Consider the following 24,196-nt stretch of genomic DNA (forward strand, 5'->3'; position numbering starts at 1 on the left):
GGAAATTCGCCTGAGCGAACAAAAAAAGAGGATGACCAAGTTGGTCATCCTCTTTTCGGTTTCCGCTTCTCGCCGCGGCGCTTTAACGGCGCCGAGGCGAGCTTTCTCTCTTTGTTCCGGCCCCTATTTGATCAGGTAATACTGACCACGCAGGTTGCATAGCAGTTGTTCGCCTTGTCGCTGTTGGGCGAGCAATGCGTTCTGCTGCTTATTGTTCGCAGCGACCAACGCGAAATATTCCTTGCTGAATCGCTCGACCGTTTTGATCTTGTCCTTGTCCTTCGCCGGATCGACGTCGCCGGCGCTTTCCGCGATCCAGATCTTATCCCGCAGGAACAGGGTATCGTTGCCGATGTTGCGGACGTTCGACGCGACGACCGTGCGGTCATTTTCGACGTCCTGGAAGACAGCGCCTCCAGCGTAGGCGTTCGCCGCGGCGCCTGGAGTTGCGGCCGGCGCCGCTGGTCCGCTGGCGGCTCCTAAACCACTTTGGTTGCCTCCTCCAAAACCGCCGGCGTATCCACCAAAGCTGTCGCTAGCGGCTCGATCAGCTTTCCGGTAGGCGCCCTTCTGGGCACGTTGGGCGAAACCGGACCGGCCGGCTGATTCGGCCAGTTTCCGCGTCTCCGCTTCAGCTAGCTCAAAGCTATGCATGCCGCCGCGACGTGCGTCAGCTAGATCGCTGATTGTGGCGTTTTCGTCGGCCAGGAACGACGTGTACGGCGTGATGATGCCGTGCTTGGTCGAGAGGGCGACCAACTCTTTGACCAACTCGTCGTTCTTGCCGTTCAGATCGATGTCGTCGATGATCTCGCCGATGCGGCGCATCGCCCAGAGCTTCTCGACGAAGGCGTACGTCTGGTCGTCGCTCTCTTTGACGAACTTGGCCGGGAAGTCGACCTTCTGCTTCTTGTCGCCGACGTTGCCGACGATCGTGATCTTGGCGTCGCCATGCTTGCGATATCGACCGGCGACGATCAACTGTTCGCCGGCGAACAGGTCATGCGCGTCTTTCGGCTGCAAGCGATTCACGAAGTTGCCGCCGCCGTTTTCCAGGTCGTACTTGATCGTCACGTCGGTCATGACCGGTGCGCTGATCTTGCTATAGAGTCGTGCGACGTGCGTTTCGATGTCTTCGTTCGGGCGGACATATTCGCTTTGGCCGAAGCACTCCCGCGTCAAGCGATCGAGCAGCCGGCTGTTGACGTCGTAACCGACGCCGAAGCTGATTACCCGGGCTCGGATGTCGTTATGCTTCTTGGCGTTGGCGACGATCTTCGCTTCATTCTGTTCGCCATGAGTTGGCAGACCGTCGGTCAAAAACAGGATGTAGCTGGGACGCGTGTCGTCCTTAAGCATCGCCATCGCTTTCGAGAGGGCGCCGTCGATGTTGGTGCTGCCGCCGGCGTAGAGATTATCGACGAAGTCGAGGGCCCGCTTGCGCGACTTTTCATCAAGCTTTTGCAATTCCGGCTCGAACGATTCGACGTCGCTGTCATAAGCAATGATGTTGAAGGTGTCCTCTTCGTTCAGGTTGTTGAGGACGAATTTCGCCGCTTCTTTCGCTTGTTCGATCTTTTCGCCGCTCATGCTTCCCGAGCGATCGACGACGAAGATCACCGACTTTTTCGTCTTCACCTCGGGGTCCTGCTCAATCGGCGGACTGGCCAACAGCAGGAAGTAGCCGTCTTCGCCGGCGTCAGGACGATAGGTCAAAACGCTGGCGCTGAGATCGGTCTTGGCGGTGTCAAAGAAGAGCCGGAAATCGCTGGTCGGTACGCAATCTTTTTCTTCGATGGTGACGACCGCTCGATTCTTCCCTTTGCGTTCGACTTTGACGTCATGCGTCGGACTGTAGACGCTCTTCAGCTTGTCCTTGGTATTGACCGTCAGACGCATCCGCAGCGATTCGAGCGGCTTGTCGGTGAAGCGGGCCGTCGACAGCGGGAAGAGGAAGTCGGTCAGCCGATTATCTTTTCGCAGCAGTTGGCTGTAGGTGATCGTCACCTTGCGCGTGGCGCCGGCCGGAACCGGAAAGACGCTCGTTTGGAACATTCCGGTGCCGACCCATTCGAGCAACGCCGGATCTTGATTCTTGCGGACGATCGCTTCGTAGATTTCTCGCGCCTTATCTTTCGGCAACAGCTTGGCCGGATATTCTTTTCCGTCGACCAACAGCGTCAGGCTGTCGATCGCGCCGTCATACGGCAGAGGGAAGAGAAACGAAACTTGCAGTTGGCGACTGCACGTGTTTTCAAACGTTTGCGAAACCTGCACCTTGGCGATCTGGTCTTCGATGTTCGCGTCGACCTCCAGGCTCTTGATCTTGTACGACTCTGGAATCGGTTGCGGCGACGGCCGCGGAATTGGCCGCGGAAGCGGAATCGGGCGAATCGGATCGTGGATGATCACGACCGTTTGCGCAGATGCGTTCAGCGCTCCGCTGAATAGGGCGATCAACAGAGCCAGCGGACCCCAAAGAGAGAGGCGTACGAGACGAGACATGGCGGTGCTCCTAGCGACGAGATATCGGGCTTTGTAGCTTAGACGACGTTGGGGGCGGCACGGTTTTGCCAAGAATCGAAAAGATTCACGTCCCCTTTTGAGTAGGATTTCGGGGGTTAAGGAAATGAATTGCCCCTTAGTCCACTCAGGGTGCTGTAGATACTGGCGTCTCGCTACTCTTTATCTATAATCCTGCTAAGCCGACGATGATTCCTTTGCAAAAAATCTTCATCGGTTGAATCTTGTTAGTCGCGGCGACATTCTCCTCTCTCGGTCGTTTCTCCTGACAAGTTCGATTTCCCACCTACCGCAACTTCACCGAACATCCTCGCCCCTTTTCTGGGAGTCCTTCCGAATGCGTCGTCTAGGGTCATGGTTCGTCCTCTTATGTTTCGCATCGATTTCGTGCGCCCAAACGCCGATGTGGATCTGGAATTCCAACAGCGCGGCCGATAAAGAAACGGTCTACGCTCGCAAAGAGTTCAAACTCGCCGGTCCGGTCAAGGAAGCGACCTTGTACGCGACCGCCGACAACCATATTTCCGCCACCTTCAACGGCAAGCCGGTCATTCAACACGACGATTGGGCCAGTTGGGGCAAAGCGAACGTGACCGGCCTGATCCGCGACAAGGACGCTTTGGTCGCCGTTACCGGCAAGAATGATTCGGGCGCCGCGGCGATGCTGGTCAAACTGGAAGTCGTCTACAAGGATGGCAAGAAGCAGACCTTCGTCAGCGACGCCAGCTGGACCGTCTCGAAAGAAGCGGCTCCGGGTTGGGATCGCACTGACTTTGCCGCGGATTGGAAGAAAGCGACCGTTCTCGGCAAGCTTGGCATGCAGCCGTGGGGGAACGTCGGAACGGCGACGGTTGCCGCGGCTCCGGGCGAAGCGACTCCGGTTGAGAACATCAAATCGCTCGATGGCTTCGTGGTCGAACGTCTGTACTCGGTTCCGCTCGGCGAAGAAGGTTCGTGGGTCAGCATGACTGTCGATCCGAAGGGACGCTTGATCTGCTCCGATCAGTACGGCGGACTCTTCCGCGTCACTCCGGGCGCCGACGCCGACAGCACCAAGATCGAAAAGCTGAGCGTGCCGATTGGCGACGCGCAAGGTTTGCTCTGCGCCTATGACGCGCTCTACGTTTCGGTCAACGGAGGCGCCGCTCAAGGCTCCGGCTTCTACAAGGTGACCGACACCAACGGCGACGATCAATACGACAAGGTCGAACTACTGAAGAAGTTTAATGGCGGCGGCGAACATGGTCCGCACGCGATTCGTCTTGGTCCCGACGGCATGCTCTATGTGATCGCCGGTAACCACACCGACATTCCGCAAGGAAGCGAAGTGGGCGCCCCGCACAAGAACTGGGCCGAAGATCTGCTGCTGCCACGCAATCCGGACGGGAACGGTCACGCGACTGGTCGCATGGCTCCGGCCGGCTGGATCGCCCGCACCGACAAAGACGGTAAGCAGTGGCAGCTGCTCTGCGCCGGCTTCCGTAACCCGTACGACATCGCCTTCAACGCCGACGGCGAACTGTTCACCTACGACGCCGACATGGAATGGGATACCGGGGCGCCCTGGTATCGTCCGACTCGCGTCAATCACGCCGTTTCCGCCGCCGAATTCGGCTGGCGCTACGGTACCGGCAAATGGCCCGATTACTACGTCGACAGCGTCGGCTCGGTGGTCGACATCGGCCTCGGCTCGCCGACCGGTATCGAAATGGGCTTGGGCGCCAAGTTCCCGGCCAAGTACCAGACCGCGCTTTACATCAATGACTGGACCTACGGCGTGATCTACGCGGTTCACATGCAACCGCAAGGCGCCACCTACACGGCGACCTTCGAGAAGTTCATCACCGGTCGTCCGTTGCCGGTCACCGACATCTGCGTCAATCCGAAGGATGGCGCGTTGTACTTCACGATCGGCGGTCGCAAGACGCAATCGGGGCTTTACCGCGTGACCTACAACGGTCCCGAATCGACCGCTCCGGTCGCGACGACCGAAGGGGAAGAAGGCCGTGCCGCTCGCGCTCTGCGTCGTGAACTGGAAAAGCTCCACACGACCAACCCGGAAGGCGCCCTGGGCAAGATCTGGCCGAGCCTGGCCAGCAACGATCGTGCGATCCGCTACGCGGCTCGCGTCGCTCTGGAAAACCAGGACCTCGCCTCTTGGAAGAACAAAGCTCTGGCCGAAACCAACGTCAACGCGACGATCCAGGCTCTGACCGCCTTGTGCCGCACCGGCGACAAAGCGGATCAAGCGGCGGTTCTGGCCAAGCTGAATACGCTGCCGTATGACCAGATGAGCGAAGAGCAGATCCTCGACGCCCTCCGCGTTTATCAGCTCGCCTACATCCGCTTGGGCGGCAAGCAAAACGACGCCGCCAACGAAGCGGTGATCGCGCTGCTCAATCCGCGGTTCCCCGGAGATAGCGAAAAGGTGAACCGCGAGTTGCTCAACTTGCTGGTCTACCTGGAAGCCCCCGGCATCGTCGAAAAGGGGATGAAGCAACTCTTCGCCGGTCAGACCCAGCAAGAGCAGATGTTCTACGCGTTCGTCCTGCGTAACGCGGAGAAAGGCTGGAACATGGATCAGCGGAAGGCCTACTTCAGCTGGATGAACCTCGCCGAAAGCAAGTATCGCGGCGGTAACAGCTTCAAGAAGTTCGTCATGCAGATCCGCAACGACGCTTCGCAGAAGCTGGCCAAGTCCGATCTGGCCGAACTGAAGGAGATCATGGAAGGCGCCCAGACCGAAGAAGTCGCCAACCTCGAAACGACTCGTCAGTTCATTCACAACTGGCAAGTCGACGACCTGGTCGACATGTTGCCCCAGGTCGAATCGGGACGCAACTTCGAAAAGGGTCGCATCGCGTTTGAAGCGGCCCAGTGCACCAAGTGCCATCGGTACGCAGGGCAGGGGGGCGGAACTGGCCCGGACCTGACCGGCGTCGGCAACCGCTTCGCTCCGCTCTACGTGTTGGAAGCGATGGTCGTGCCGTCGAAGGTCGTTTCGGATCAGTACGTCAACACGATCTTCCAGACCGATTCCGGCGACATCCTGGTCGGCCGCATCATCAGCGAAACTGACGACGCGTACCAGATTCGGACCGGCCCGTTCGCCAAAGAACTGACCGTTGTGAAGAAGGACGAAGTCGAAGGGATGAAGCACTCGCCGCAATCGGAAATGCCGAACGGCCTGCTCAATACGCTGACCCAGGAAGAGATCCTCGACCTGATCGCTTACCTCCGCTGCGGCGGTAACGCGGACGACGCCGCTTTCAAGAAGTAAGCGTGTAGGTCAGGCCTCGGCCTGACGAACGAACGTCAACCACGGAAAATGGGCTGCCGACTATGGCAGCCCATTTTTTTTGTGTGTAGAAACTGGGTGCCGTTGCCACGTCTTCGTGGCAATGATTGTGCATGGATCATGCAGATTAAGTATGCACTGCAAGCATGTCGGAATGGAAGACGCACGAAATGGGAGTCGCTCCCTTGAATTGCCTGCCGCATTCATTGCCACGAAGACGTGGCAACGGCACCCCAGATTCAGAGATCGCACAGCACATCTCGAAAGGCCCGAGCCGCCGGTCCCGCAAAACGATCCTGCGCCTGAACCAGATGCAGCGGCCGCGGAATCTGCAAGTCGGCCAGCCGAATCGCACAGAGTTCGCCAGAGGCGAGCTCCGCTTCGACCGAGAGCCGCGACACGATCGCCAGGCCGACTCCTGCGGCGACCACGTGCTTGATCGCTTCGGTGCTGCTGAGGGTCATCACTTCGTTCACTTCCACGCCGCACATCGAGATCGCTTGTTCCTGCACCGCTCGGGTGCCGGAGCCGGATTCGCGGAGCACAAAGCTTTGCCCGCTTAAGTCCTCCGCTTTCACCTTGCGCTTCTTCACCAGCGGATGAGACGCCGCGGCGACGACGACCAACTCATCTTCGGCGAAGCTGGTCGAAGTTAGTCCCGCTTCTTTGACGAACCCTTCGGTCAGGCCGAGATCGACCCGATAGTCGAGCACTTGCTGATGGACGAAGTCGGTGTTGCCGACTGAAACGTGGACGCGGATCTGCGGATGTTGGTGGTGGAAGCGGGCCAACACTTGCGGCAACAGATAGCCGGCGATCGTGGTGCTGGCCCCGACGAACAATTCGCCGCGGCTCACCTCGCGCAGCTGCGCGACCGCTTGTTCCGCTTCCGCTTCCAGCGTGAAGATCTTCCGGGCGTATTCGTTCAGCAGCTTGCCGACCGTCGTTAGTCGCAGTCCTTTCCCGGTCCGGTCGAACAGCTGCTCGCCGAGAGCCGCTTCAAACTCGCGCAGCTGCTTCGACGCGGCCGGCTGGCTGATCATCAGGTTCTCAGCGCCCAAGCTGACGCTGCCGGTTTCGGCGATCTCATGAAAGATCGCGAGATGATGCAAATTCATGGTATAGACCTAGGTTATGCGGATCATGAATTTTATGTCTTTGATTTATGTACGGCAAGTCTCGATATTTACAGGCGTGGAAAGCAATTCTCCTGTTCACCGGACGGAATGAATCGATGAGCCAAACGACTCTCAGCAAAATCGAACTTCTGAAACTCGACAGCCGCCAGCTGCGGGGAACGCTAGCAGAGGAATTGCAGAACGATCGCCCCGACTTTTCGGCTGATGCGATTCAGATGTTGAAGTACCACGGCAGCTATCAGCAGGACGACCGCGACGTTCGCAAGCAGAAGAACGCCGACGGTACGAAGAAGGAGAAAGCCTACTCGTGCCTGATCCGGACCGCAGTTCCCGGCGGAAAGGTGACGGCCGAGCAGTTTCTGGCCGAACTTGATCTGTGCGATCGCTTGGGCAACGGCACGCTGCGAATCACCACTCGCCAAGGTTTTCAGCTGCACGGCGTGCTGAAGAGCAACCTGAAAGAGACGATCCGCACGATCAACCAGATCAAGTTGTCGACCTACGCCGCGTGCGGCGACGTCAGCCGCAATGTGATGTGCTGCCCGGCGCCGTTCAAGAACAACCCGGTGCGCGAGCAGATGCAGGCGGTCGCACACGAAATCTCGGTCCACTTTCGTCCTAAGTCGAGCTCCTACTACGAGCTCTGGTTGACCGACGAAGACGGCAACAAGGAAAACCACGCTGAGTTCCTACCGGTTGAAGAGCCGATCTACGGCGAACGTTACCTGCCGCGGAAGTTCAAGTTCGGCGTCGCCGAGCCGACCGACAACTGCATCGACGTTTACACGCAAGACGTCGGCCTGTTGGCGATCGTCGAAGGGGACCAGGTCGTCGGCTACAACGTCATTGTCGGCGGCGGCATGGGCAACACCCCCTCGGCCGAGAAGACCTTTCCGCGACTCGGCGACGAGTTGACCTTCGCGACGCCGGACAACGTGATCGCCGTGTGCGAAGCGATCGTCAAAGTCCAGCGCGACTTTGGCAATCGCGAAGATCGCAAACGAGCTCGCCTGAAGTATCTGCTGCATGATTGGGGAGTCGCCGCGTTCAAGGCGAAGGTGGAAGAGTATTACGGCGCGTCGCTTCCTGAGCCGCGTTACGCTCCGGTGACCGGCATCGACGATCACCTTGGCTGGCACGTCCAGGGAGACGGCAAGCTGTTTTACGGAATCAACATCGAAAACGGCCGGATCGCCGACGTCGGTGACGTACGGATCAAGAGCGGGCTACGAGCGATCTTTGAGCAATACGGAATGGAATCGCGTTTGACGCCGCTGCAGTCGGTCATCTTGTGCGACGTCGATCCAAAAGATCGCCGCGGAATTGAAACGCTGCTGCATGAGTACGGCATGAAGACGGTCGACGAGCTTTCGCTCGCCCGACGTTTCGCCGTCGCGTGCCCAGCGCTACCGACTTGCGGCTTGGCGATTACCGAGTCGGAACGGGTCATGCCGCAATTGATCGACCTGTTGGAACCGGTTCTCGCCGCACACGGGCTGGAGCAGACGCAGATCTCCATTCGGATGACCGGCTGTCCCAACGGTTGTGCTCGACCTTACGTGGCCGACGTCGGCCTGGTCGGCAAATCGGTCGGCAAGTACACGATTTACCTGGGGGGAAACCCCCAGGGGACGCGGATCGGCTTCGTCTATCAAGACGCGATTCCGCTGGAAGAGATTCCTGCCCAACTGTCGCCGCTGTTGGCCAGCTACGTGACGGAAAAAGTGAATGACGAGGGATTCGGCGATTACTGCGCACGTCTAGGACGCGAAACGTTGTTGGCCAAGGTTGGCCGCTCAGAAGCGATTACACTTCAAAACTAAAATCAGGGAATTGATCCAATGAAACGCTATTACTCGCTTTGGAAATCGACTTGGTGGCTGTGGGTGCTGATCTTCGGCGGCATGTTCTTTCTGTCGAGACTGAACGACATCCTGTTCTACGCCAGCATGGCCTACCTGCCGATCTGCCTCGTCACGTTCCTCTGGTTTGGCCTCGTCCGTTTTGACGACCATGGGAATGAAGTCGACGCGACGTAACGTCCCAGCCGACGTGGTTATTTTTTGCGAGCTGCGCGTTCGCTACGAACCCGCAGCGCCCAGAGAATCCAGACGATTCCAACGGGGATCGTAGTCGCCATTCCCATCCCGGAGCCAATCATACTCGCTCGCTCGAGATCGCGGCTTCGATTGGGATCGAGAAACAAAAAGATTCCGCCGCAGCCGAGAATGATCGTAAGAGCGGCGATGGCGATCGTCAGGATGATCGCAAGCTTGGTAGTCATGATTCGCGCCGAATTGCAGGATGGGAAGTTGCGAAAAGCGGCGGCTATTCTATGCGACTCGAAAGGGGGCTGCAGCAAGAAAAGAAGCGTCGCGAAGAGAATTGGAATTGCCAGATTGCAGCGGTGAAATAGGCGGATTCGCCGCTGCGGCGACTTCTTACTGGCCGAGCACCGGCGGCGGCAACACGTAGCCACCTTCCGGCAATGTCTCGGGACGCATCACCGGCGGCAACATTTGCTGCTGGCCTTGTGGCGCCACGTTGATGGCCGGATCGATCTGCGGGTTAAGCGGCGTAACGTAACCGGCCTGGGCGTTCGCCCGCAGTTGTTCGGCGCGGCTCCGCAGCTCTTCCGGCGGCACAATCCGCCGCGGCGTCATCGCGAAGTCGAGATCACGCGTATCCCGGATTTCCCAAGGCCAGAGGTTCTCGCTAAAGAACTCGATCACCGGGTATTGGTACCACGGGGCCTTAAAGGTGTGCAGCTGCGACACCGACTCGTAGCCATCTTTTTCCAGGCGAATCTCACGCGTTCCATAATGAACGTAATTTGCCGATACCGGCGTCACGCCGATTTCCTGATCGTCGACATAGACGACTGCTCCCGGCGGGCTCGTGCGGATATTCATCCGGCGACGAACGCAGCCAGTGCTGGCGCATGCGAGTAGCAACGTCAGCAGCAGAAAGTTACGAAAATGGAAAGTCCGGCGGTTCATGCCGATAGACCTGGTCCGATTTAAATAAGGGAAGCGGGGGCGAAGTTTAGCAATCTGCCGCCGCAGCGGCTAGACGAAATCGGGAATCGGATTTAAATCTTTTCGCAGTAAGTACTTGTTGCTGTGAAAAATCCGCTTTAACATCGCAAGTTTCCGTAAATAATAGGTAGGGCCGCTTTCCGGCGGAAATTATTGGGGAACGGAGAAGAGCGACGCATGTCGGTTGAGTCCCATACGTGGCATAACACGATTCAGATCGCTGCGCTCAGCGATGTGGGAATGCGCCGTAGCAACAACCAAGATCACTACGGCGTCGTTCTCTCGGCGAATTGGGACGAGTGGCGAAAGCGGGGGCACCTGTTTGTCGTCGCCGACGGCATGGGCGCGCATGCAGCGGGGGAACTCGCTAGCGAAATCGCGGTCGACCGCGTCGGCCATCTCTATCGCAAGTATGTCGAGAAGACCCCGCCCGATGCCCTGGTCGCCGCTGTCGAAGAAGCGAATGCGATCATCAATCGCAAAGGGGAAGAAAACTCCGCGTTCCACAAAATGGGAACGACCTGCAGCTCGCTGTTGATCTTGCCCCAGGGAGCGATCGTCTCGCAGGTCGGGGACAGTCGCGTCTATCGGCTCCGCGGCAACAAGCTAGAGCAACTTTCGTTCGACCACTCGATGGCGTGGGAGATTCGGGCCGCGACGGCAGGACTCGACGCCGCCGACGTTTACGATGCGATTCCCAAAAACGTCATCACCCGTTCGCTGGGACCAGGACCGACGGTCGAAGTCGATCTGGAAGGACCATTTCCGCTGCAAGTCGGCGATACGTTCTTCGTTTGCAGCGACGGTGCGACCGGGCCGCTCCGCAATGACGAAATCGCAATCATCCTGAAAACGCTTGATCCCGTGCATGCAGTGCAGTTGATGGTCGATCTGGCCAACCTGCGCGGCGGCCCCGACAACATCACCGTGATCGTGGTGAAAATCACCGGCGAAGCGATCACCCAAGATCCAACTCGCGGCGAGCCGTTGATCATGGAGGAAGCTCGCCCTGCGAATCCTCCCCCCAGGCAGAAGCTGCGTAATCCTCCGTGGACCGTTTGGGCGCTTCTCTTGCTATTCGGTTTTGCAACGGTGGTGCTCGCGTACCTGCAAAAACCGTTCGAGGCGGTGATCTCGGGGCTAGCGGCGTTTGCGGCCTTCGTATTTGGGGCGGTCTATATGTATTCGGGTCCGATCGAGGACGAGCCGATCAAGGCGACTCCAAAGCGTCGGCTTGGTCGTGGTCCCTATGAAGAAACGGCCTGCAATACGACCGAAAACGTCGCTCGCAATCTGGCGGCGACGGTTGTTGAACTGCGGGAAGCGTCGGAAACGAACAACTGGAAGCTCGACTGGGATCGGGTGAATCAGCTTCGTAGTCAGGCCCAGCTCGAGCTAGCAGCAGGGGACTACTTCAACGCGACGCGACTCTTTTTGATCTGCATCGGGGCGATGATGGCCCAGATTCGGATGCAGAGCAAAAAGAAGAATCCGCTGGAAGACGAGTCGAAAGTCGACCTGATCTAGGGACGCTCTCTTTGCGGACGATTCTGCGCCGAAATGCGACGAAATTGTCGTTCCTTTGGCGGGGGGAACTTGCTAGAGTTCGGCTCGATTTCGCCGTCTTCTCCGCGACCCGCAATGCGAATCATTACCCGCTACATCTTGTGGGAGATCCTCAAGATCTTCTTCATGGCGCTCGGCGCTTTGACGCTGCTGATCGTGTTGGTCGGCGTCGTCCAGCAAGCGCTGCGCGAAGGGCTCGGTCCCGGTCCGATCGCCCGAATCATTCCCTACATGATTCCCGACGCACTACGGTTCTCAATTCCCGGCACGATTCTGTTCGCCTCTTGCAGCGTTTACGGGCGTTTGGCGTCCGGCAACGAACTGGCGGCCTTAAAAGCGGCCGGCGTATCGCCGCTAGCAGCGATCTGGCCCGCCTATGCAATCGCCCTCTTTTTGTCGATCGCTTGCGTCTGGCTGAACGACGTCGGAATGTCGTGGGGGAATCAGGGGGTTCGCCGCGTCCTGGTGCAGTCGTTCGAGGAAATCGCCTACGGCATGCTGCGGACTCACAAGTCGTTCAGCAGCGATAAGCTGTCGATCCTGGTCCGTGAAGTGGACGGTCGTCGACTGATGCGTCCGCAAATCGTCTCCGCAGCGACTCCCACTTCGCCGCAGCTGCTGATTTCCGCCGCCGAGGCCGAACTGCATAGTGACGAAAACGACCGACTGATCATTACGCTGATCGACAGCCGAATTGAAAGCGACGGCGCGAGTCAGGGAGCCTTTGAACATCCCGGCAGACTTGATCACATCATCTCCCTGGACGACGAAACTTCGCCCGAGTATCGCAGTCCGTCGAAGATCGCCACCTCCCGAATTCCGGAAGTGCTGGAAGAAGAACGACAGATTATCAAGTCGCAAGAAGACGCTGACCTGGCATGGAGTTCCTTTTCGCAGTTAGTGTTCCTCGACACGGATCAACGGGCGCCTCGCTTAAACACTCCGTACATTAATTCGCAGATCAATCGCCTGCGGACTGAGCCTTGGCGCCGCTGGGCGAATGGATTCAGTTGCTTGTTTTTCGTGCTGGTAGGAGTTCCTCTGGCGATCAAGCAGCGGAATCCTGACTTTGTGACCAGCTTCTTCATGACGTTTCTGCCGGTGCTGCTCGTCTTCTATCCGCTGCTAGCATTCGCCGTCGACCGGGCGAAAGATGGAGCCTTGCCGCCGCAAGCGGTCTGGTTCGGAAACGTCGTGTTATTGGCGGTCAGCTTATATTATTTGCGGACCGTCTGGCGTTATTAGCGGGTAGCCAGGGGGAAGTTGGCGGGTTCGGCTTGTCCCGGCAAGGCGAAGCTTGCTACACTCACCGGGCGTTCGCCTGCCGCGGCGAGACGACGGATGTCTCGCCACTTTTGGGGCGATCCGTTGCGACAAGGAGGTCGCTTGTGTTTACCCGACGCCCGATTCGGGACAAGATGCTGATTGGAGCGGGGCTGCTGACCGCGATTGTGCTTGGTCTCGCCGCTACCGCCGTCTGGTGCAGCTACAGCTATCGCGGCTTGGCTCGTAGCGTCAGCGTACGCGCCAACGAATTGCCGCTGGCGATCGACTTCAGCCTGGCGGTCACCGATCTGCGGCACATGCTGGGGCAATCTCGCGAAATCAATCACGACGCGTTTCCGCAGTCATTCAATCCTTCGCCGGAACGGAAAGAAGGCGGGCCAATTCCTGATTTCGATCCCTCGATGCAGCGTGAGGAATTCGCCGCTCGGCTGATGCAGGTCGAACAATCGCTAAAGTTATATAAGGATCAACTGACCCAGCAACGGGAGTCGAATGACGCGCTCGTCAACGACATGAGCGATTATTCGTACGAGCGGGATACGATCAAAGAGATCGACGATTTGATCGCCAAGATTCAGACTGACGCCAACGACGGCGATTGGGTGCTCGGGTTGATCGATAAGACCGCCTTGAAACGTGATCTCGACAGTCTGCACACGCTCGCGATGCAGTTGCCGAGCAATTTGATTCAGCGCATGCAGCAGTTGAAAGACGAAGCGCACAATCAGTATCGGGCGGGGATTGTGATTTCGGTTACCGCCACACTCGTCGGCGTCACCTCCTTAGGCGTCTTCATGTGGCTCTGCTGGGTTTGGATCTTCTATCCGCTGCGAGTCTTGATGCAAGGTTCGCGTCTGGTCGCCAACGGCAACTTCTCGCACCGCATCCATCTAAACACGCATGACGAAATGAGCGTGCTGGCTGATGCGATGAACGCGATGACCCAGCGGTTTGAAGAAATTCGCCGCAACCTCGACGGCCAGGTGCAAGAGCGAACCAAGCAAGTGGTTCGCAGCGAACAACTCGCGAGCGTCGGCTTTCTGGCCGCCGGCGTCGCGCACGAAATCAATAACCCACTCGCTTCGATCGCCTTCTGCGCCGAGTCGCTGCAAAGTCGCTTGGCCGAAGCGCTGCCGGCCGAAGGAGCGGACAAGGCGAGTTGCAGCGTCGACGACGTCGAACTGCTCCGCAATTACCTGGGCATGATTCAGGACGAAGCGTTCCGCTGCAAAGAAATCACCGAGCGACTGCTCGACTACTCACGGCTTGGGGATGTCGAAAAGGTCGACACCGATCTGGGAGATCTCGTCCGCAACGTGATCGACATGGTCAGCCATCTCGGCAAGTACCGCGAAAAGAAGGTCCACTTCCATTCGCGCGACGCTGCGATCGCCCCGGTCAATCCGCAAGAGATGAAGCAGGTGATGTTGAACCTAATCACCAACGCGCTTGATAGCTTGGACCCCGGCGGAGAGGTAAACGTCGAACTAGCGTCGCTCGACGACGATCAAATCGTCGTTACGGTTCGGGACAACGGTTGCGGGATGACGGAAGAAGTGAAGAAACACTTGTTTGAACCGTTCTTCACTCGCCGCCGTAACGGACAGGGAACAGGGCTGGGATTATCCATCACGTATCGCATCATCGCCGATCACGGCGGGCAAATCGACGCGCACAGCGAGGGACCGGGGTGCGGGTCGGAATTCAGAATCACGTTGCCCGCTAGCATTCCAGGGAAGGAGCAACACCATCGCTACCAAGCAGCCTAGTCGGTTGAAGATCCTCTTCGCCGACGATGAAAAATCGTTGCAAAAGCTTATGAGTCTCGAACTGCCTCGTTTGGGACACGAAGTCACCGTCTGCCCCGACGGTTTGACCGCAGTCGCTGCGCTGGAACGCAACACGTACGACTGCATCCTGGTCGACCTCGACATGCCGGGCCTCAACGGGATCCAGGTCATCGGCAAAGCGAAAGAGCTTTCGCCGGAGACCGAAGCGATCGTCCTGACCGGCAAATCGTCGACCGAATCGGCCATTTCGGCGCTGCGGTTCGGCGCGTTCGACTACCTGACCAAACCGTGCCGCCTGGTCGAATTGCAGGCGCTGCTGGATCGGGTCGCCGACAAACGGGAACTGACTCGCAAATATCGCGCGGTGAAAAGTCGCCTGGAAAAGCTGGAAGGGAAGTCGAACCTGATCGGCGATTCTCCCAGCATGCAGCAGGTAGGACGCCTGATCGCGAAAGTGGCGCCCTCCAACTCGACCGTGCTGATCCGGGGCGAAACCGGCACCGGTAAAGAACTGGTCGCTCGCGCTTTGCATGACCAAAGCCATCGCGTCGAGATGCCGTTCGTCGCCGTGAACTGCGGCGCGCTGCCGGAGAACCTGATCGAAAGCGAACTGTTCGGACATCGGAAGGGCTCGTTCACCGGCGCCGAAGATACTCGCATCGGTTTGTTCGAAGTCGCCAACGGCGGCACGCTCTTCCTGGACGAAATCGGCGAACTGCCGAAATCGCTGCAAGCCAAACTGTTGCGGGTGCTGGAGACCGGCGAAATCCGCCGCGTCGGCGATAACGACTCGATGAAGGTCGACGTCCGGATCGTCTGCGCCACGCATCGCGACGTCGAGCAAATGGTCGCCGAAGGCGACTTCCGCGAAGACTTGATGTTCCGCATCAATACCTTCGAGATTCATCTGCCGCCGCTACGTGAACGGACCGAAGACATTCCGCTGTTGGCCGAGCACCTTTGCCGTCGGTTCTGGCCCAACGTCCCGATGACGCAAACCGTCTTCTCGTCGGACGCCATCCGAGCCCTCAAGTCGCACGACTGGCCGGGGAACGTCCGCGAACTGGCGAACGTCGTCGAACATGCGACGATCCTGTGCGAAGAGCCGCCGATCGAACCCGATCACCTACCTCGCCGCTTTGGTCGTACCGGCGGCGATGCGATGATTGGCTCAAGCGGGCCTGCCCCGGGCAAGCCGGTCTTGAAAGCGATCGGCCCGCTGTCGCTGCGTGAATTGGAAATGCAAGCGATCTACGAAGCGCTCGAACGCCACGAAGGAAATAAACCGCAAGCGGCCGAAGAGTTGGGCGTCAGTTTGAAGACGCTCTACAACAAGCTGAATCAGGCGTCGACGATGGAAAAGTCGGCCTGAAGAGATTAAGCCAATTCCAATCGATCAAAAAGCCGTCGGCGACACGAATCGCCGGCGGCTTTTTTATTTTTTGGGACAAGGTAGTCGAACTCTTCGCCCTGGAAGGGCGACTCAACCTAGCCCAGGGCGCAGCCCTGGGTAAAGGATCGGAAATAGAATCGAAGCCCCAACGGGGCGCTCTAATCCCACGCGTATTGTTCGTTCAACACAATGCCGTGCCGCTCGCATAAAGCGCGGAACTCAGTCTTGAAGTCAAATCGACGATGATGTTCCTCTTGGCCGCGAACATAGGCCGTGACGTCAGGAACCTTCGATTCGCTTACCGAAAACGCTCCGTATCCGGCTTGCCAATAGAATCCTTGATATGGGGTTCCGAGCGTCTTCAGCCACTTTGAGGAAGAAGTTTTCAATTCGATGACGAGGTCCGCCAGCGAGATCGAACGCGAAAGGCAAAAGAGGAGATGAACATGGTCATCGACACCGCCGACGATTTGCGGTTCTGATTTTGCATTCCCGAGGCAGGTCGCTAAGTAGGCGTGGAGCCGAGCGCGTACGTCCACATCGCGCAGAAGCGGTTCGCGATGCTTGGTCGAGAAGACCAGATGACACCAGAGCCGGGCATACGATTGCGGCATGGTGGTCCTCCGATTTGGAACCGATTCGATTGGGTTCGCCCCTCCGGGGCTTTCGATCGAATTGACGGCGGTTTACCCAGGGCTGCGCCCTGGGCTAGGTTCGAACGCCCCTCCGGGGCTAAGACGTAAAAAGACGCTCGCTTTGCGCTACCCCATCTTCCGCACAACGCCGACGACCACGCCGCGGACCTTGGCGTTCTTCACGTAGATCGGATCCATTGATGAGTTCGCGGGCTGTAAGCGGATACGGTTCTTTTCGGGGAACCAATATTTGAGGGTCGCTTCGCCGTCGTCGGTTTCGGCGACGACGATCTGACCGGTTTGGGCGCTGGTCTGTTTACGAACGACGACGTAGTCGCCATCTTCGATGTGCGCTTCGATCATCGAGTCCCCTTTGACCGCCAGCACGAATTGATCATGCCGCGCGAACATCTCACGGAAATCGATCAGCTCTTTCTGCTCGATCGCTTCATGCAGGACGCCGGCCGCGATCTGGCCAACAAGGGGCAAACCGACTTCATCTTGCTCGTCGCAGGTAAGCTGGATGGCCCGCGACATATTCGGCTCGCGGGAGATCAGCCCTTTTTTCTCCAAGGCCTTCAGATGACACATCACGCCGTTTGGAGAGCTGATTTCAAACTGATCCCCAATTTCCCGCACCGTAGGACCGTAGCCGCGAGAGACGATTTTCTCTCGGATGAAGGAAAACACGTCCCGTTGGCGTTGCGTCAATTGATCGAGAGCGCTGGTGCTGTTGGAAGAGGCCATGAAGCCGGTCTCCAGGGGTGAGGTAGCTTACCTACCGACAAGCATAATATACGGCTGTACATACGGCAATAGCATTTGTACACCGTCGACCCCACGAAAAGTCAATAATCTCTCCCCCCGGCTTTTGCTAATTTGCCGATTGTGAACTAGGGTTCCAATACAACCAACTTCCTTTATTTAAAGATCCTGGTGGTTCCTGGGACACGTAAAAACCGGGATCAATAACCTATCCGGGAACCGAGTCATGTCTCACCTGATCCACTTCTTGCTATCCGAAGACGGGCCAACCGCGGTTGAATACGCGGTAATGCTCGCGGTGATCCTGGTCGTATGCCTCACGGCGATCGGCTTTATGGGTCAACAGGTCGGAGCGGGCTACCAGCACGCGTCCGACGAATTTGCCCGCACATTTCCCTCTTCGATTTCGCCATAACATCGCTCGCTCGCTTACCGCCACGACGATGAATAAGCCGCGGTCCTTCGGGACGGCGGCTTTTTTCGTGGCGGTTCTGACGGTTATGCGACCTCCAAAATCAACCCGATTCGACCCCGATTGAGCGGAACGACCTCGCGCCGTGCTACATTTTTGGGAAGTCCACGTACTGCGCGTCGGCCCGTTGAAACTCCCCCTCCGCTTGTTTGGAGTCTCGCCATGTTGAAGAGCCTGCTCTCCGCTTTTGTTTTGGTCGCCCTGACGTGCGGCGTCGCCGCAGCGCAGCAAAACGAGAAAGAACGTTACGTGGTCATCCCGACCGACGACAAACCGTTCTCCGTCGATCAAAGCAACTACGTCCGCCTGGTCGGCGAAGGGATCTCCGGCGCACGCATCAAAATCGAAATCAAAGGCCCGGCCGAAGTCGACATGATCTCGTTCATCAAACGAGTCAAAGGAGGCAACACGCTGCTTGGCGCCCAGGTCAAACAGTACGACCTGAAACTGACCGGCAAGGGAAAAGTGACCGCGACGATCACCGTCGTCTTCCCCGACTCGACTTCCGAGCCGAAGGTGAAGAAGTATGAGTTTGAAGTGACGGGGCAGGACTAACGGCAGAACGCGACGCGTCGTTATTCGGCCGCGTCCGCGATGTTCGCTCGTTGTCGTTCCCGCTTTACCGAGGAAGCGGCCAACGGGACCAGCCCGTCCTGGGCGACGAGATCTTGTCCGTCGCCGCTCAGTACGAACTTGAGAAACTCTCGCCGCAAGGGATCGATCTGCTCTTGCGGCGGGACGTTCAAGACCAGGTAAAACTTCTGCGTCAGCGGATAAGCGTCGATGTTCTCAGCGGTCGGCGTTACCGGTTTGCCGCCGGCGACTAGCGGAACCGCCCGCACTCCTTGCGCTTGATAGGCGATGCCAGCGTAACCGCAGCCGGCGGTGTCGACGGCGATCTGCCGGACGATCGCGGCGCTGCCGGGCAGCTCTTGCACCGAAGGCTTGAAGTCGCCGCTGTTGAGCCCCTTCGACTTGAAGATCCCGTAGCTGGTAGCCAGGCTGTTGCGGCCGTAAGGATGAATCGATAGTTTCGCCATCGGCGCGGCCGGCGGCAGCAATTGATTCCACTGCTCCAGATTGCCGCCGCCCAGTTTGCGCGTCGCCGAGAAGATCGCGTCAACCTCCGACCGCTCCAACTGCGTCAGCGGGTTGCGGGCATGGACGAAGACCGCCAGCATCTCGCAGCCGACCAGGATCTGCGTCGGCGGGTAGCCGAACTTCTCCTCAAACGCCGCCAGCTCTTTCTCTTTCAACGGGCGACTGATCGTGCCGATGTCAGCTCGACCGGCAATCAACGCGGCGGTCGCCGTCGATGATCCTTTCCCTTCGATCACGATCTGTACGCCGGGATGCCGTTTCTCAAACTCGGCGCCCCACAAGGTCACGATGTTGTTCATCCAGTCGGACCCGACCAGGCGAATCTTGCCGGACAGCTTTTCTTCGCCGGCGACGTAATGCGGCAAGTCGGGATCGGTCTGAACTTGTGCCGCCGCCAGCGACGGCAAGACTAGCAGCGAAACCAGGGCGACGTAGCTGCGACGTTGAATTCTGGAATTCATCGAGGGAGCGCTCCAGCGGTTGGCGAAGTCGCTTATCGTGACGTATCCGCGTTAACGTTTTGTGAAGCGACGGGAAATGTCGCTCGATTGCGTCGAGCGTAAATTCGCAGGTATCCGCCGGGCTCTCTAGGTCGCCACGTTGAACGTGATTACCGTCCCGCACGATTGGCAAAGGACGAAGCAGAAGGCCATGTACGCTCCTTGGAATTCATACCAAAACTCGTCATCTCCGTTGACCGGAATCGGCGAAATCATCGCGATCGTTTGAAACGAAATCGGCCGTTCAAAATGATCGCAGGCTGGGTTCTTACAGATGATTTCGCCGGCGTTTTCAATGTCTGCTTGTTCGCCGCCGCACTGCAGCAGATCGTTGCCGCTCCAAGCGTTGTCGGCAGCGAGAGGAATCATGTCGAGTCGCAGCGAAGGGAGTTCATCTACCTGCACGTATTGCGAATCCGGTTCATTCGGTTGCTCATCGTCCAGCCAGAGTATCCGGATCTCGTCGTCTGAGACGATCCCGTACTGCATCGACGCTCCGCCGTATCCGTATTTCAACGGGTGGTAGAGAGGAAGTCTGGTAAGCGCCGGCTCGGCTTGGAAGGGAACATTCTCAGCAGTCAAGTCGAGCGACGCGAGCAACTGTACGGGAACGTCGCTGCCGGTCGGGCAGAGTCCTTGATAGGGAAGGCTTCCGCCGAATTGATGACGCCCGGTCGCAGCAGGAACAAGCCGAAACGATTGTTGGCTCTTGGTTGCGATTTTAGCGACCGGCTGCGTCATGGTTGTGCTTTATCGAAGGAGGCGACGGGTTTGATCAGAGTTGCTTCAGTCGTCCCATTATTGCAGAAAGGCCGCAGTCCATCGACTGCGGCTCTTCCCAAGTTTTCCATTCCGGAAAGCGGCGTTCAATCCATCCGCTTTCCCATTTCCGCTTTTCTTTACAGCGGCACGCCGTTCCAGCGGACGAAGGCTTCGATCGCGAAGTACTCGGGCAGGCCGATCTGGTTGTAGTTGTCGGCGGTTCCCTTGTTGCGATCTTCGGCTCGTTGCCAGAACTCGCGCGGGTCGCTTCCCGGGAAGAGGGCGCGGTCCTTTTGGCTTTCGTGCATGAAGATCGCGTGTCGCTTCAGGCTGATGTCGCCCGGGCTGAGCGGGACGGCGATTTCGATTTCGTGCAGCGGGTACTCTTGCCAGGCGCCGCGGTAGAGCAACGCGTCAGGACGCGAGCCGGTTTCGACTTCGATCCGCTTCAAGGCGCGGAAGATCGCCATCGCACAGACGCGGTGCGTGCCGTGCGGGTCCGACAAGTCGCCGGCGATGTAAACCTGGTCGGGCTGCTCACGCATCAACAGGTCGTAGATGATGTCGATATCTTCCTGGCCGAGCGGGTTCTTCGAGACGGTGCCGGTCTGATAGAACGGCAGGTCGAGGAAGTGGAGATGCTCTTCCTTGCAGCCAACCTTCAAGGCGCCAGCCTTCGCTTCGCTGCGACGGATCAGCCCCTTGATGTTCATGACCGACAGGATGTCCGGTTCGCCTGGCTTCTTCGAGGCGAGCGAGCCGGCCACTTCCTGTTCGACTTCCAGCGAACGCTGGCCGTCGATGCCGAACATCCGGTTGTATTCGCTGACGAAGTCGGCGTAACGCTGGGCGTCGTGATCGAAGACGGCGATGTTGCCGCTGGTCATGTAGGCGATGTGGACCTCGTGACCATCTTCGACCAGGCGAATCAGCGTGCCGCCCATGCTGATCACGTCGTCGTCCGGGTGGGGACTGAAGCAGATCGTCTTCTTCCGCACTTTGCCGGCCGGGTGATATTCAATCGTCTCTTGCATCCACTTGAAGACGCGATGAGCGAGCGTGCTGGCCGGGCCATGATGGCGAAGCAACTGGTGCAAGTTGAACTTGCGGAAGTCGTCGTCGTCCAGCTTCAACAGCGCCTTGCCGGTCTGTTGGCACAGCCAGATGACCGCCTTCTTGATCAGCGAGTCGGTCCATTCGACGCTTCCCAAGGCCCACGGCGTCTTGACGTCGGTCAGCTTGCTGGCGGCCGCTTCGTCGATCAAGACTTGCGCGTCCGGGTGATCTTGCAGGAAGCTGGCCGGGATGCGGTCCGAAGGAGTCGCTTCGACCGTTTCGCGAATCACGGTCGACTTCCCTTCGCCGAGGGCGAGCAGCAAGATGCGCCGCGCGTCCATGATGGTGGCGATCCCCATCGTGATGGCGCTGGTCGGGACGTTTTCTTCCTGGAAGAAATCGCTGGCGGCCGACTTCCGGGTGACCGGGTCAAGCGTGCACAGCCGAGTGCGGCTGTTGCGGATCGAGAACGGTTCGTTGAAACCGATGTGGCCGTTGCCGCCGATGCCGAGCAACATCAGGTCGATGCCGCCCGCTTCTTCGATCTGGCGTTCGTACTCGCGGCAGTAGGCGTCGATCTGGTTGTGCGGGACGTTGCCGTCGGGGATGTGGATGTTCTCGGCCGGAACGTTCACGTGATTGAAGAACGTTTCGTACATCGTCCGGTGATAACTTTGCAGCTGCGTCGGGCAGATGCCGTAGTACTCGTCCAGATTGAACGTAATGACGTTCGAGAAGTCGAGGCCTTCCTCGTGGTGCATGCGGACCAGTTCGCGATAAACGCCGGTCGGGGTCGACCCGGTCGGCAGACCGAGGACCGCCTTTTGACCATACGAATTACGCTCGCGAATCACGGCAGCGACGATTCGAGCGACGTGGCGGGCCAGCTCTTCGCTGGTGTGGAAGGTGAAAGTGGGGATGCGCACGCCGCGGACGGGGGCCGCGGTCGGCAACGAGGCGCTGTTGGTCATGTTTTGAATCATAGAATTCCGGTTCAGGGCATCGAGCGGTTACCGAGCCATTAAGTATGGATGGTGGGGAGTAATGGCTCCAGCCTCACCTTTGCGCCCTCCATGCGTCTCTGTGCCGAGGGGCAATAACTGCGGGAATCCCCGCATCAGGCGAGCAAAAATACCGCTACGAATCGCCGTAATTTGCGAGAATTTCAATTTCCCGCCCAGCGACCTTCCCATTGTTGGCAGTACGGACCACCGTCGCAAGTTGCCAGAAAACCTACGTAACCGACTGGAATAACTGCCAGGCGAACCCTTCTTCCAGCTGCGGCGTCGCCGCAAACTCCAAATGCAGAATCCGCCGATGACGTCGCGTCTCGGCCGCCGATTCGCCGCTGGCATGGGAGAGCAAAGGACGCATCGCCAACACGTCGCCGCGACGACAAGCGACAAGATGGGGCGTACCGCTAGCTGCCGCTTTGCCGGTTTTATGCGATCCGGGTAGCACTTGAAGTGCGCCATTGGCTGCGTCGACGTCGTCCAGGTGAATGCGGAGCGTCAGCATTTGCTGCAGCAAGTCGAGCGGCGCTTCGACATGAGGAACGCCTGCCTTGAGGGTCGGCTTTTCGTATCGCCCGCTGGCGGCGACATGCTCTCGCACCGCGATCGTCAGATCTTTGTGCCAAGGAAGCGACCAGGTCTTCTCCGGCGGTTTGTCGAAGTAGAGAACGCGGACCAGGCCGCAATGGGCGCCGAGTACCTCCAATAGCAAGTCAACCAACGACGACTTGCGCCAAACCTGCGCGACGGCAGGATATACTGACAGGACGTTGCGAGCGGCATACGCGGCGCCGGCTCTTGTACGGATCGATTCTCCGTCACGCTGCGATTCCGCGATCGCCACAGTCAGATCGGCAGTGATCTGATCCAACTCTTCCGCCGTGAACGGGGAAGGGAGGAGGGCGAACCCGTTTTGATTCAGGCGGCTTACGCAGACATTACTTGCCAAGTCGTCGTCGATACTCATTCGGTTTTCTGAGTTTTCCGCGCGAGGAATCTATGAGCTACAACGTCGGACTGTTGATCGAAGCGGCGCCTGTCGACCACGACGAAGCAATGCGATACTTTCATGAGCTTTACGAGCATAGCGAATTCGGCCAGCCGCACTCAACGTTTGTCGAAATGCACGATGAGCTGACGACGCCATTTCCCTGTTTGTGCGCCATGCCGGATGACGACATTGATGACCGCGTCTGGTCGGACGGGCCGCTCATTAACAACTTCGGCAGTCGGACGGCCGTAATCGGGATTTCGTATTCGCGCGCCGACGAGGTGTTGCCGGTCGTGCTACGTTTGGCAAGTCGCCTGGGCGTGACCGTTTTTGACTGGCAAACCAACCTGATTCATCGGCCCGGTGAGACTTGATTCTCCGGCGTCGCTGTGCCGATGTGAGGATCGACATATTTCGACCAGATCGCGTCGAGCAAGTCGAAGGGAGCCTTCGTGTTCGTTTCCAAGACGCTCCCAAACTCCTCCTGGAATTCGTCTATGCTGATCGGAATCGGTTGCACGTCACCGGGGCTCTCGCCGACGAAGAGGGCGACTTCGTCCTGCCAGCGAGCAAGATGGGTCATCCGCAAATCGATTTCGTCCTTCAGCAGCAGGTAGACGTCATGGCTGTTCTGATAGGGAGAGTTTGCCGGCTGTCGCAGCAGGTAAACGACGACCGGCCGGCGATCTTCGCAAACGAGGAACGCTTCGTACTGGTCGGTCGCTTCGGGGCGTGCGTCGATGCCGACGGTTCGGAAAATCGTCGGCGGCAATTGCGAGATCGGTCGCTGCGCGTAGTAGACAAGCCACGCGGCGGCCAACAGGAACGCCACGACTGCCAGGAGAGTCAGTTTTAGTTTCATGGTGG

Annotated in this window: 21 protein-coding genes; 10 read left to right on the forward strand and 11 right to left on the reverse strand. The window is 58.4% G+C overall.

Annotated features, from left to right (window positions below):
* Positions 1-123 precede the first annotated feature (123 nt).
* On the reverse strand, positions 124-2,505 hold the full coding sequence (locus tag LOC68_RS21910; protein WP_230222698.1) for a VIT domain-containing protein: 2,382 nt from the start codon (positions 2,503-2,505) through the stop codon (positions 124-126).
* A gap of 355 nt (positions 2,506-2,860) precedes the next feature.
* Here LOC68_RS21910 and LOC68_RS21915 point away from each other — a divergent pair, with 355 nt between their 5' ends.
* Complete coding sequence (locus tag LOC68_RS21915) at positions 2,861-5,803, forward strand: c-type cytochrome (protein WP_230222700.1); 2,943 nt, start codon at positions 2,861-2,863, stop codon at positions 5,801-5,803.
* Between the two features lie 257 nt (positions 5,804-6,060).
* Here the strand turns inward: LOC68_RS21915 and LOC68_RS21920 are convergent, their stop codons facing one another.
* Positions 6,061-6,939 (reverse strand): LysR family transcriptional regulator, encoded by an 879-nt coding sequence (locus LOC68_RS21920; protein WP_230222702.1) that lies wholly within the window; start codon positions 6,937-6,939, stop codon positions 6,061-6,063.
* 116 nt (positions 6,940-7,055) lie between these two features.
* Between LOC68_RS21920 and LOC68_RS21925 the strand changes: the two genes are divergently transcribed.
* On the forward strand, positions 7,056-8,783 hold the full coding sequence (locus LOC68_RS21925; RefSeq protein WP_230222704.1) for an NADPH-dependent assimilatory sulfite reductase hemoprotein subunit: 1,728 nt from the start codon (positions 7,056-7,058) through the stop codon (positions 8,781-8,783).
* An 18-nt stretch (positions 8,784-8,801) separates the two neighbouring features.
* Positions 8,802-8,999, forward strand: a complete 198-nt coding sequence (locus LOC68_RS21930; protein ID WP_230222706.1) for a hypothetical protein — start codon at positions 8,802-8,804, stop codon at positions 8,997-8,999.
* 17 nt (positions 9,000-9,016) lie between these two features.
* Here LOC68_RS21930 and LOC68_RS21935 read toward each other — a convergent pair whose 3' ends face one another.
* On the reverse strand, positions 9,017-9,244 hold the full coding sequence (locus tag LOC68_RS21935; RefSeq protein WP_230222708.1) for a hypothetical protein: 228 nt from the start codon (positions 9,242-9,244) through the stop codon (positions 9,017-9,019).
* 157 nt (positions 9,245-9,401) lie between these two features.
* A complete protein-coding gene (locus tag LOC68_RS21940; protein ID WP_230222710.1) occupies positions 9,402-9,959 on the reverse strand; it encodes a PEGA domain-containing protein in 558 nt (185 codons plus the stop codon).
* Between the two features lie 216 nt (positions 9,960-10,175).
* On the opposite strand from LOC68_RS21940, the gene LOC68_RS21945 reads away from it, so the two are divergent.
* The 4 genes from LOC68_RS21945 (at position 10,176) to LOC68_RS21960 (ending at position 16,013) form a co-directional block, all read left to right on the forward strand.
* Entirely contained in the window at positions 10,176-11,525 is a 1,350-nt protein-coding gene (locus LOC68_RS21945; RefSeq protein ID WP_230222712.1) for a PP2C family protein-serine/threonine phosphatase, read from the forward strand.
* A gap of 114 nt (positions 11,526-11,639) precedes the next feature.
* A complete protein-coding gene (locus LOC68_RS21950; protein WP_230222713.1) occupies positions 11,640-12,809 on the forward strand; it encodes an LptF/LptG family permease in 1,170 nt (389 codons plus the stop codon).
* Positions 12,810-12,952: 143 nt separating this feature from the next.
* The gene (locus tag LOC68_RS28645) at positions 12,953-14,620 is read left to right on the forward strand and encodes a sensor histidine kinase (RefSeq protein WP_230222715.1); all 1,668 of its coding nucleotides are present in this window, start codon (positions 12,953-12,955) and stop codon (positions 14,618-14,620) included.
* 4 nt (positions 14,621-14,624) lie between these two features.
* Complete coding sequence (locus LOC68_RS21960) at positions 14,625-16,013, forward strand: sigma-54-dependent transcriptional regulator (protein WP_230222717.1); 1,389 nt, start codon at positions 14,625-14,627, stop codon at positions 16,011-16,013.
* Positions 16,014-16,192: 179 nt separating this feature from the next.
* Here the strand turns inward: LOC68_RS21960 and LOC68_RS21965 are convergent, their stop codons facing one another.
* Both LOC68_RS21965 and lexA read right to left on the reverse strand, forming a co-directional pair.
* Positions 16,193-16,648, reverse strand: a complete 456-nt coding sequence (locus LOC68_RS21965) for a transposase (protein WP_230222719.1) — start codon at positions 16,646-16,648, stop codon at positions 16,193-16,195.
* 147 nt (positions 16,649-16,795) lie between these two features.
* Positions 16,796-17,416: a transcriptional repressor LexA gene (gene lexA / locus LOC68_RS21970; protein ID WP_230222721.1), complete on the reverse strand. Its 621-nt coding sequence runs from the start codon at positions 17,414-17,416 to the stop codon at positions 16,796-16,798.
* A gap of 244 nt (positions 17,417-17,660) precedes the next feature.
* Between lexA and LOC68_RS21975 the strand changes: the two genes are divergently transcribed.
* Positions 17,661-17,849 carry a Flp family type IVb pilin gene (locus tag LOC68_RS21975; RefSeq protein WP_230222723.1) on the forward strand — a complete coding sequence of 63 codons (189 nt, stop codon included), beginning with the start codon at positions 17,661-17,663 and terminating at the stop codon, positions 17,847-17,849.
* Between the two features lie 219 nt (positions 17,850-18,068).
* Positions 18,069-18,461 (forward strand): hypothetical protein, encoded by a 393-nt coding sequence (locus LOC68_RS21980; protein ID WP_230222725.1) that lies wholly within the window; start codon positions 18,069-18,071, stop codon positions 18,459-18,461.
* Positions 18,462-18,481: 20 nt separating this feature from the next.
* Here the strand turns inward: LOC68_RS21980 and LOC68_RS21985 are convergent, their stop codons facing one another.
* The 4 genes from LOC68_RS21985 to LOC68_RS22000 form a co-directional block, all read right to left on the reverse strand.
* Complete coding sequence (locus LOC68_RS21985; protein ID WP_230222727.1) at positions 18,482-19,468, reverse strand: PstS family phosphate ABC transporter substrate-binding protein; 987 nt, start codon at positions 19,466-19,468, stop codon at positions 18,482-18,484.
* 126 nt (positions 19,469-19,594) lie between these two features.
* Positions 19,595-20,248, reverse strand: a complete 654-nt coding sequence (locus tag LOC68_RS21990; RefSeq protein WP_230222729.1) for a hypothetical protein — start codon at positions 20,246-20,248, stop codon at positions 19,595-19,597.
* Positions 20,249-20,406: 158 nt separating this feature from the next.
* Positions 20,407-22,296: a glucosamine-6-phosphate deaminase gene (gene nagB, locus LOC68_RS21995; protein WP_230222731.1), complete on the reverse strand. Its 1,890-nt coding sequence runs from the start codon at positions 22,294-22,296 to the stop codon at positions 20,407-20,409.
* A 262-nt stretch (positions 22,297-22,558) separates the two neighbouring features.
* A complete protein-coding gene (locus LOC68_RS22000) occupies positions 22,559-23,305 on the reverse strand; it encodes a phytanoyl-CoA dioxygenase family protein (RefSeq protein ID WP_230222733.1) in 747 nt (248 codons plus the stop codon).
* Between the two features lie 32 nt (positions 23,306-23,337).
* Here LOC68_RS22000 and LOC68_RS22005 point away from each other — a divergent pair, with 32 nt between their 5' ends.
* Positions 23,338-23,703, forward strand: a complete 366-nt coding sequence (locus LOC68_RS22005; protein ID WP_230222735.1) for a hypothetical protein — start codon at positions 23,338-23,340, stop codon at positions 23,701-23,703.
* On the opposite strand, the gene LOC68_RS22010 is transcribed toward LOC68_RS22005, so the two are convergent.
* Positions 23,682-24,191, reverse strand: coding sequence for a hypothetical protein (locus tag LOC68_RS22010; RefSeq protein ID WP_230222737.1), 510 nt, complete (start codon positions 24,189-24,191; stop codon positions 23,682-23,684). The two genes, LOC68_RS22005 and LOC68_RS22010, sit on opposite strands and share 22 nt — an antisense overlap.
* Between the last annotated feature and the right edge of the window lie 5 nt (positions 24,192-24,196).

Source organism: Blastopirellula sediminis, assembly GCF_020966755.1.
In the GTDB taxonomy this organism is placed as follows: Bacteria; Planctomycetota; Planctomycetia; order Pirellulales; family Pirellulaceae; genus Blastopirellula; species Blastopirellula sediminis.

Coding starts and splice junctions, on each gene's coding strand:
- LOC68_RS21935 (WP_230222708.1), bottom strand. CDS start 9,244: ATGACTACCAAGCTTGCGATCATCCTGACGATCGCCATCGCCGCTCTT.
- LOC68_RS21950 (WP_230222713.1), top strand. CDS start 11,640: ATGCGAATCATTACCCGCTACATCTTGTGGGAGATCCTCAAGATCTTC.
- nagB (WP_230222731.1), bottom strand. CDS start 22,296: ATGACCAACAGCGCCTCGTTGCCGACCGCGGCCCCCGTCCGCGGCGTG.
- LOC68_RS21925 (WP_230222704.1), top strand. CDS start 7,056: ATGAGCCAAACGACTCTCAGCAAAATCGAACTTCTGAAACTCGACAGC.
- LOC68_RS21940 (WP_230222710.1), bottom strand. CDS start 9,959: ATGAACCGCCGGACTTTCCATTTTCGTAACTTTCTGCTGCTGACGTTG.
- LOC68_RS21980 (WP_230222725.1), top strand. CDS start 18,069: ATGTTGAAGAGCCTGCTCTCCGCTTTTGTTTTGGTCGCCCTGACGTGC.
- LOC68_RS21990 (WP_230222729.1), bottom strand. CDS start 20,248: ATGACGCAGCCGGTCGCTAAAATCGCAACCAAGAGCCAACAATCGTTT.
- LOC68_RS21975 (WP_230222723.1), top strand. CDS start 17,661: ATGTCTCACCTGATCCACTTCTTGCTATCCGAAGACGGGCCAACCGCG.
- LOC68_RS21965 (WP_230222719.1), bottom strand. CDS start 16,648: ATGCCGCAATCGTATGCCCGGCTCTGGTGTCATCTGGTCTTCTCGACC.
- LOC68_RS21930 (WP_230222706.1), top strand. CDS start 8,802: ATGAAACGCTATTACTCGCTTTGGAAATCGACTTGGTGGCTGTGGGTG.
- LOC68_RS21985 (WP_230222727.1), bottom strand. CDS start 19,468: ATGAATTCCAGAATTCAACGTCGCAGCTACGTCGCCCTGGTTTCGCTG.
- lexA (WP_230222721.1), bottom strand. CDS start 17,416: ATGGCCTCTTCCAACAGCACCAGCGCTCTCGATCAATTGACGCAACGC.
- LOC68_RS21910 (WP_230222698.1), bottom strand. CDS start 2,505: ATGTCTCGTCTCGTACGCCTCTCTCTTTGGGGTCCGCTGGCTCTGTTG.
- LOC68_RS22010 (WP_230222737.1), bottom strand. CDS start 24,191: ATGAAACTAAAACTGACTCTCCTGGCAGTCGTGGCGTTCCTGTTGGCC.
- LOC68_RS22005 (WP_230222735.1), top strand. CDS start 23,338: ATGAGCTACAACGTCGGACTGTTGATCGAAGCGGCGCCTGTCGACCAC.
- LOC68_RS21945 (WP_230222712.1), top strand. CDS start 10,176: ATGTCGGTTGAGTCCCATACGTGGCATAACACGATTCAGATCGCTGCG.
- LOC68_RS21920 (WP_230222702.1), bottom strand. CDS start 6,939: ATGAATTTGCATCATCTCGCGATCTTTCATGAGATCGCCGAAACCGGC.
- LOC68_RS21915 (WP_230222700.1), top strand. CDS start 2,861: ATGCGTCGTCTAGGGTCATGGTTCGTCCTCTTATGTTTCGCATCGATT.
- LOC68_RS22000 (WP_230222733.1), bottom strand. CDS start 23,305: ATGAGTATCGACGACGACTTGGCAAGTAATGTCTGCGTAAGCCGCCTG.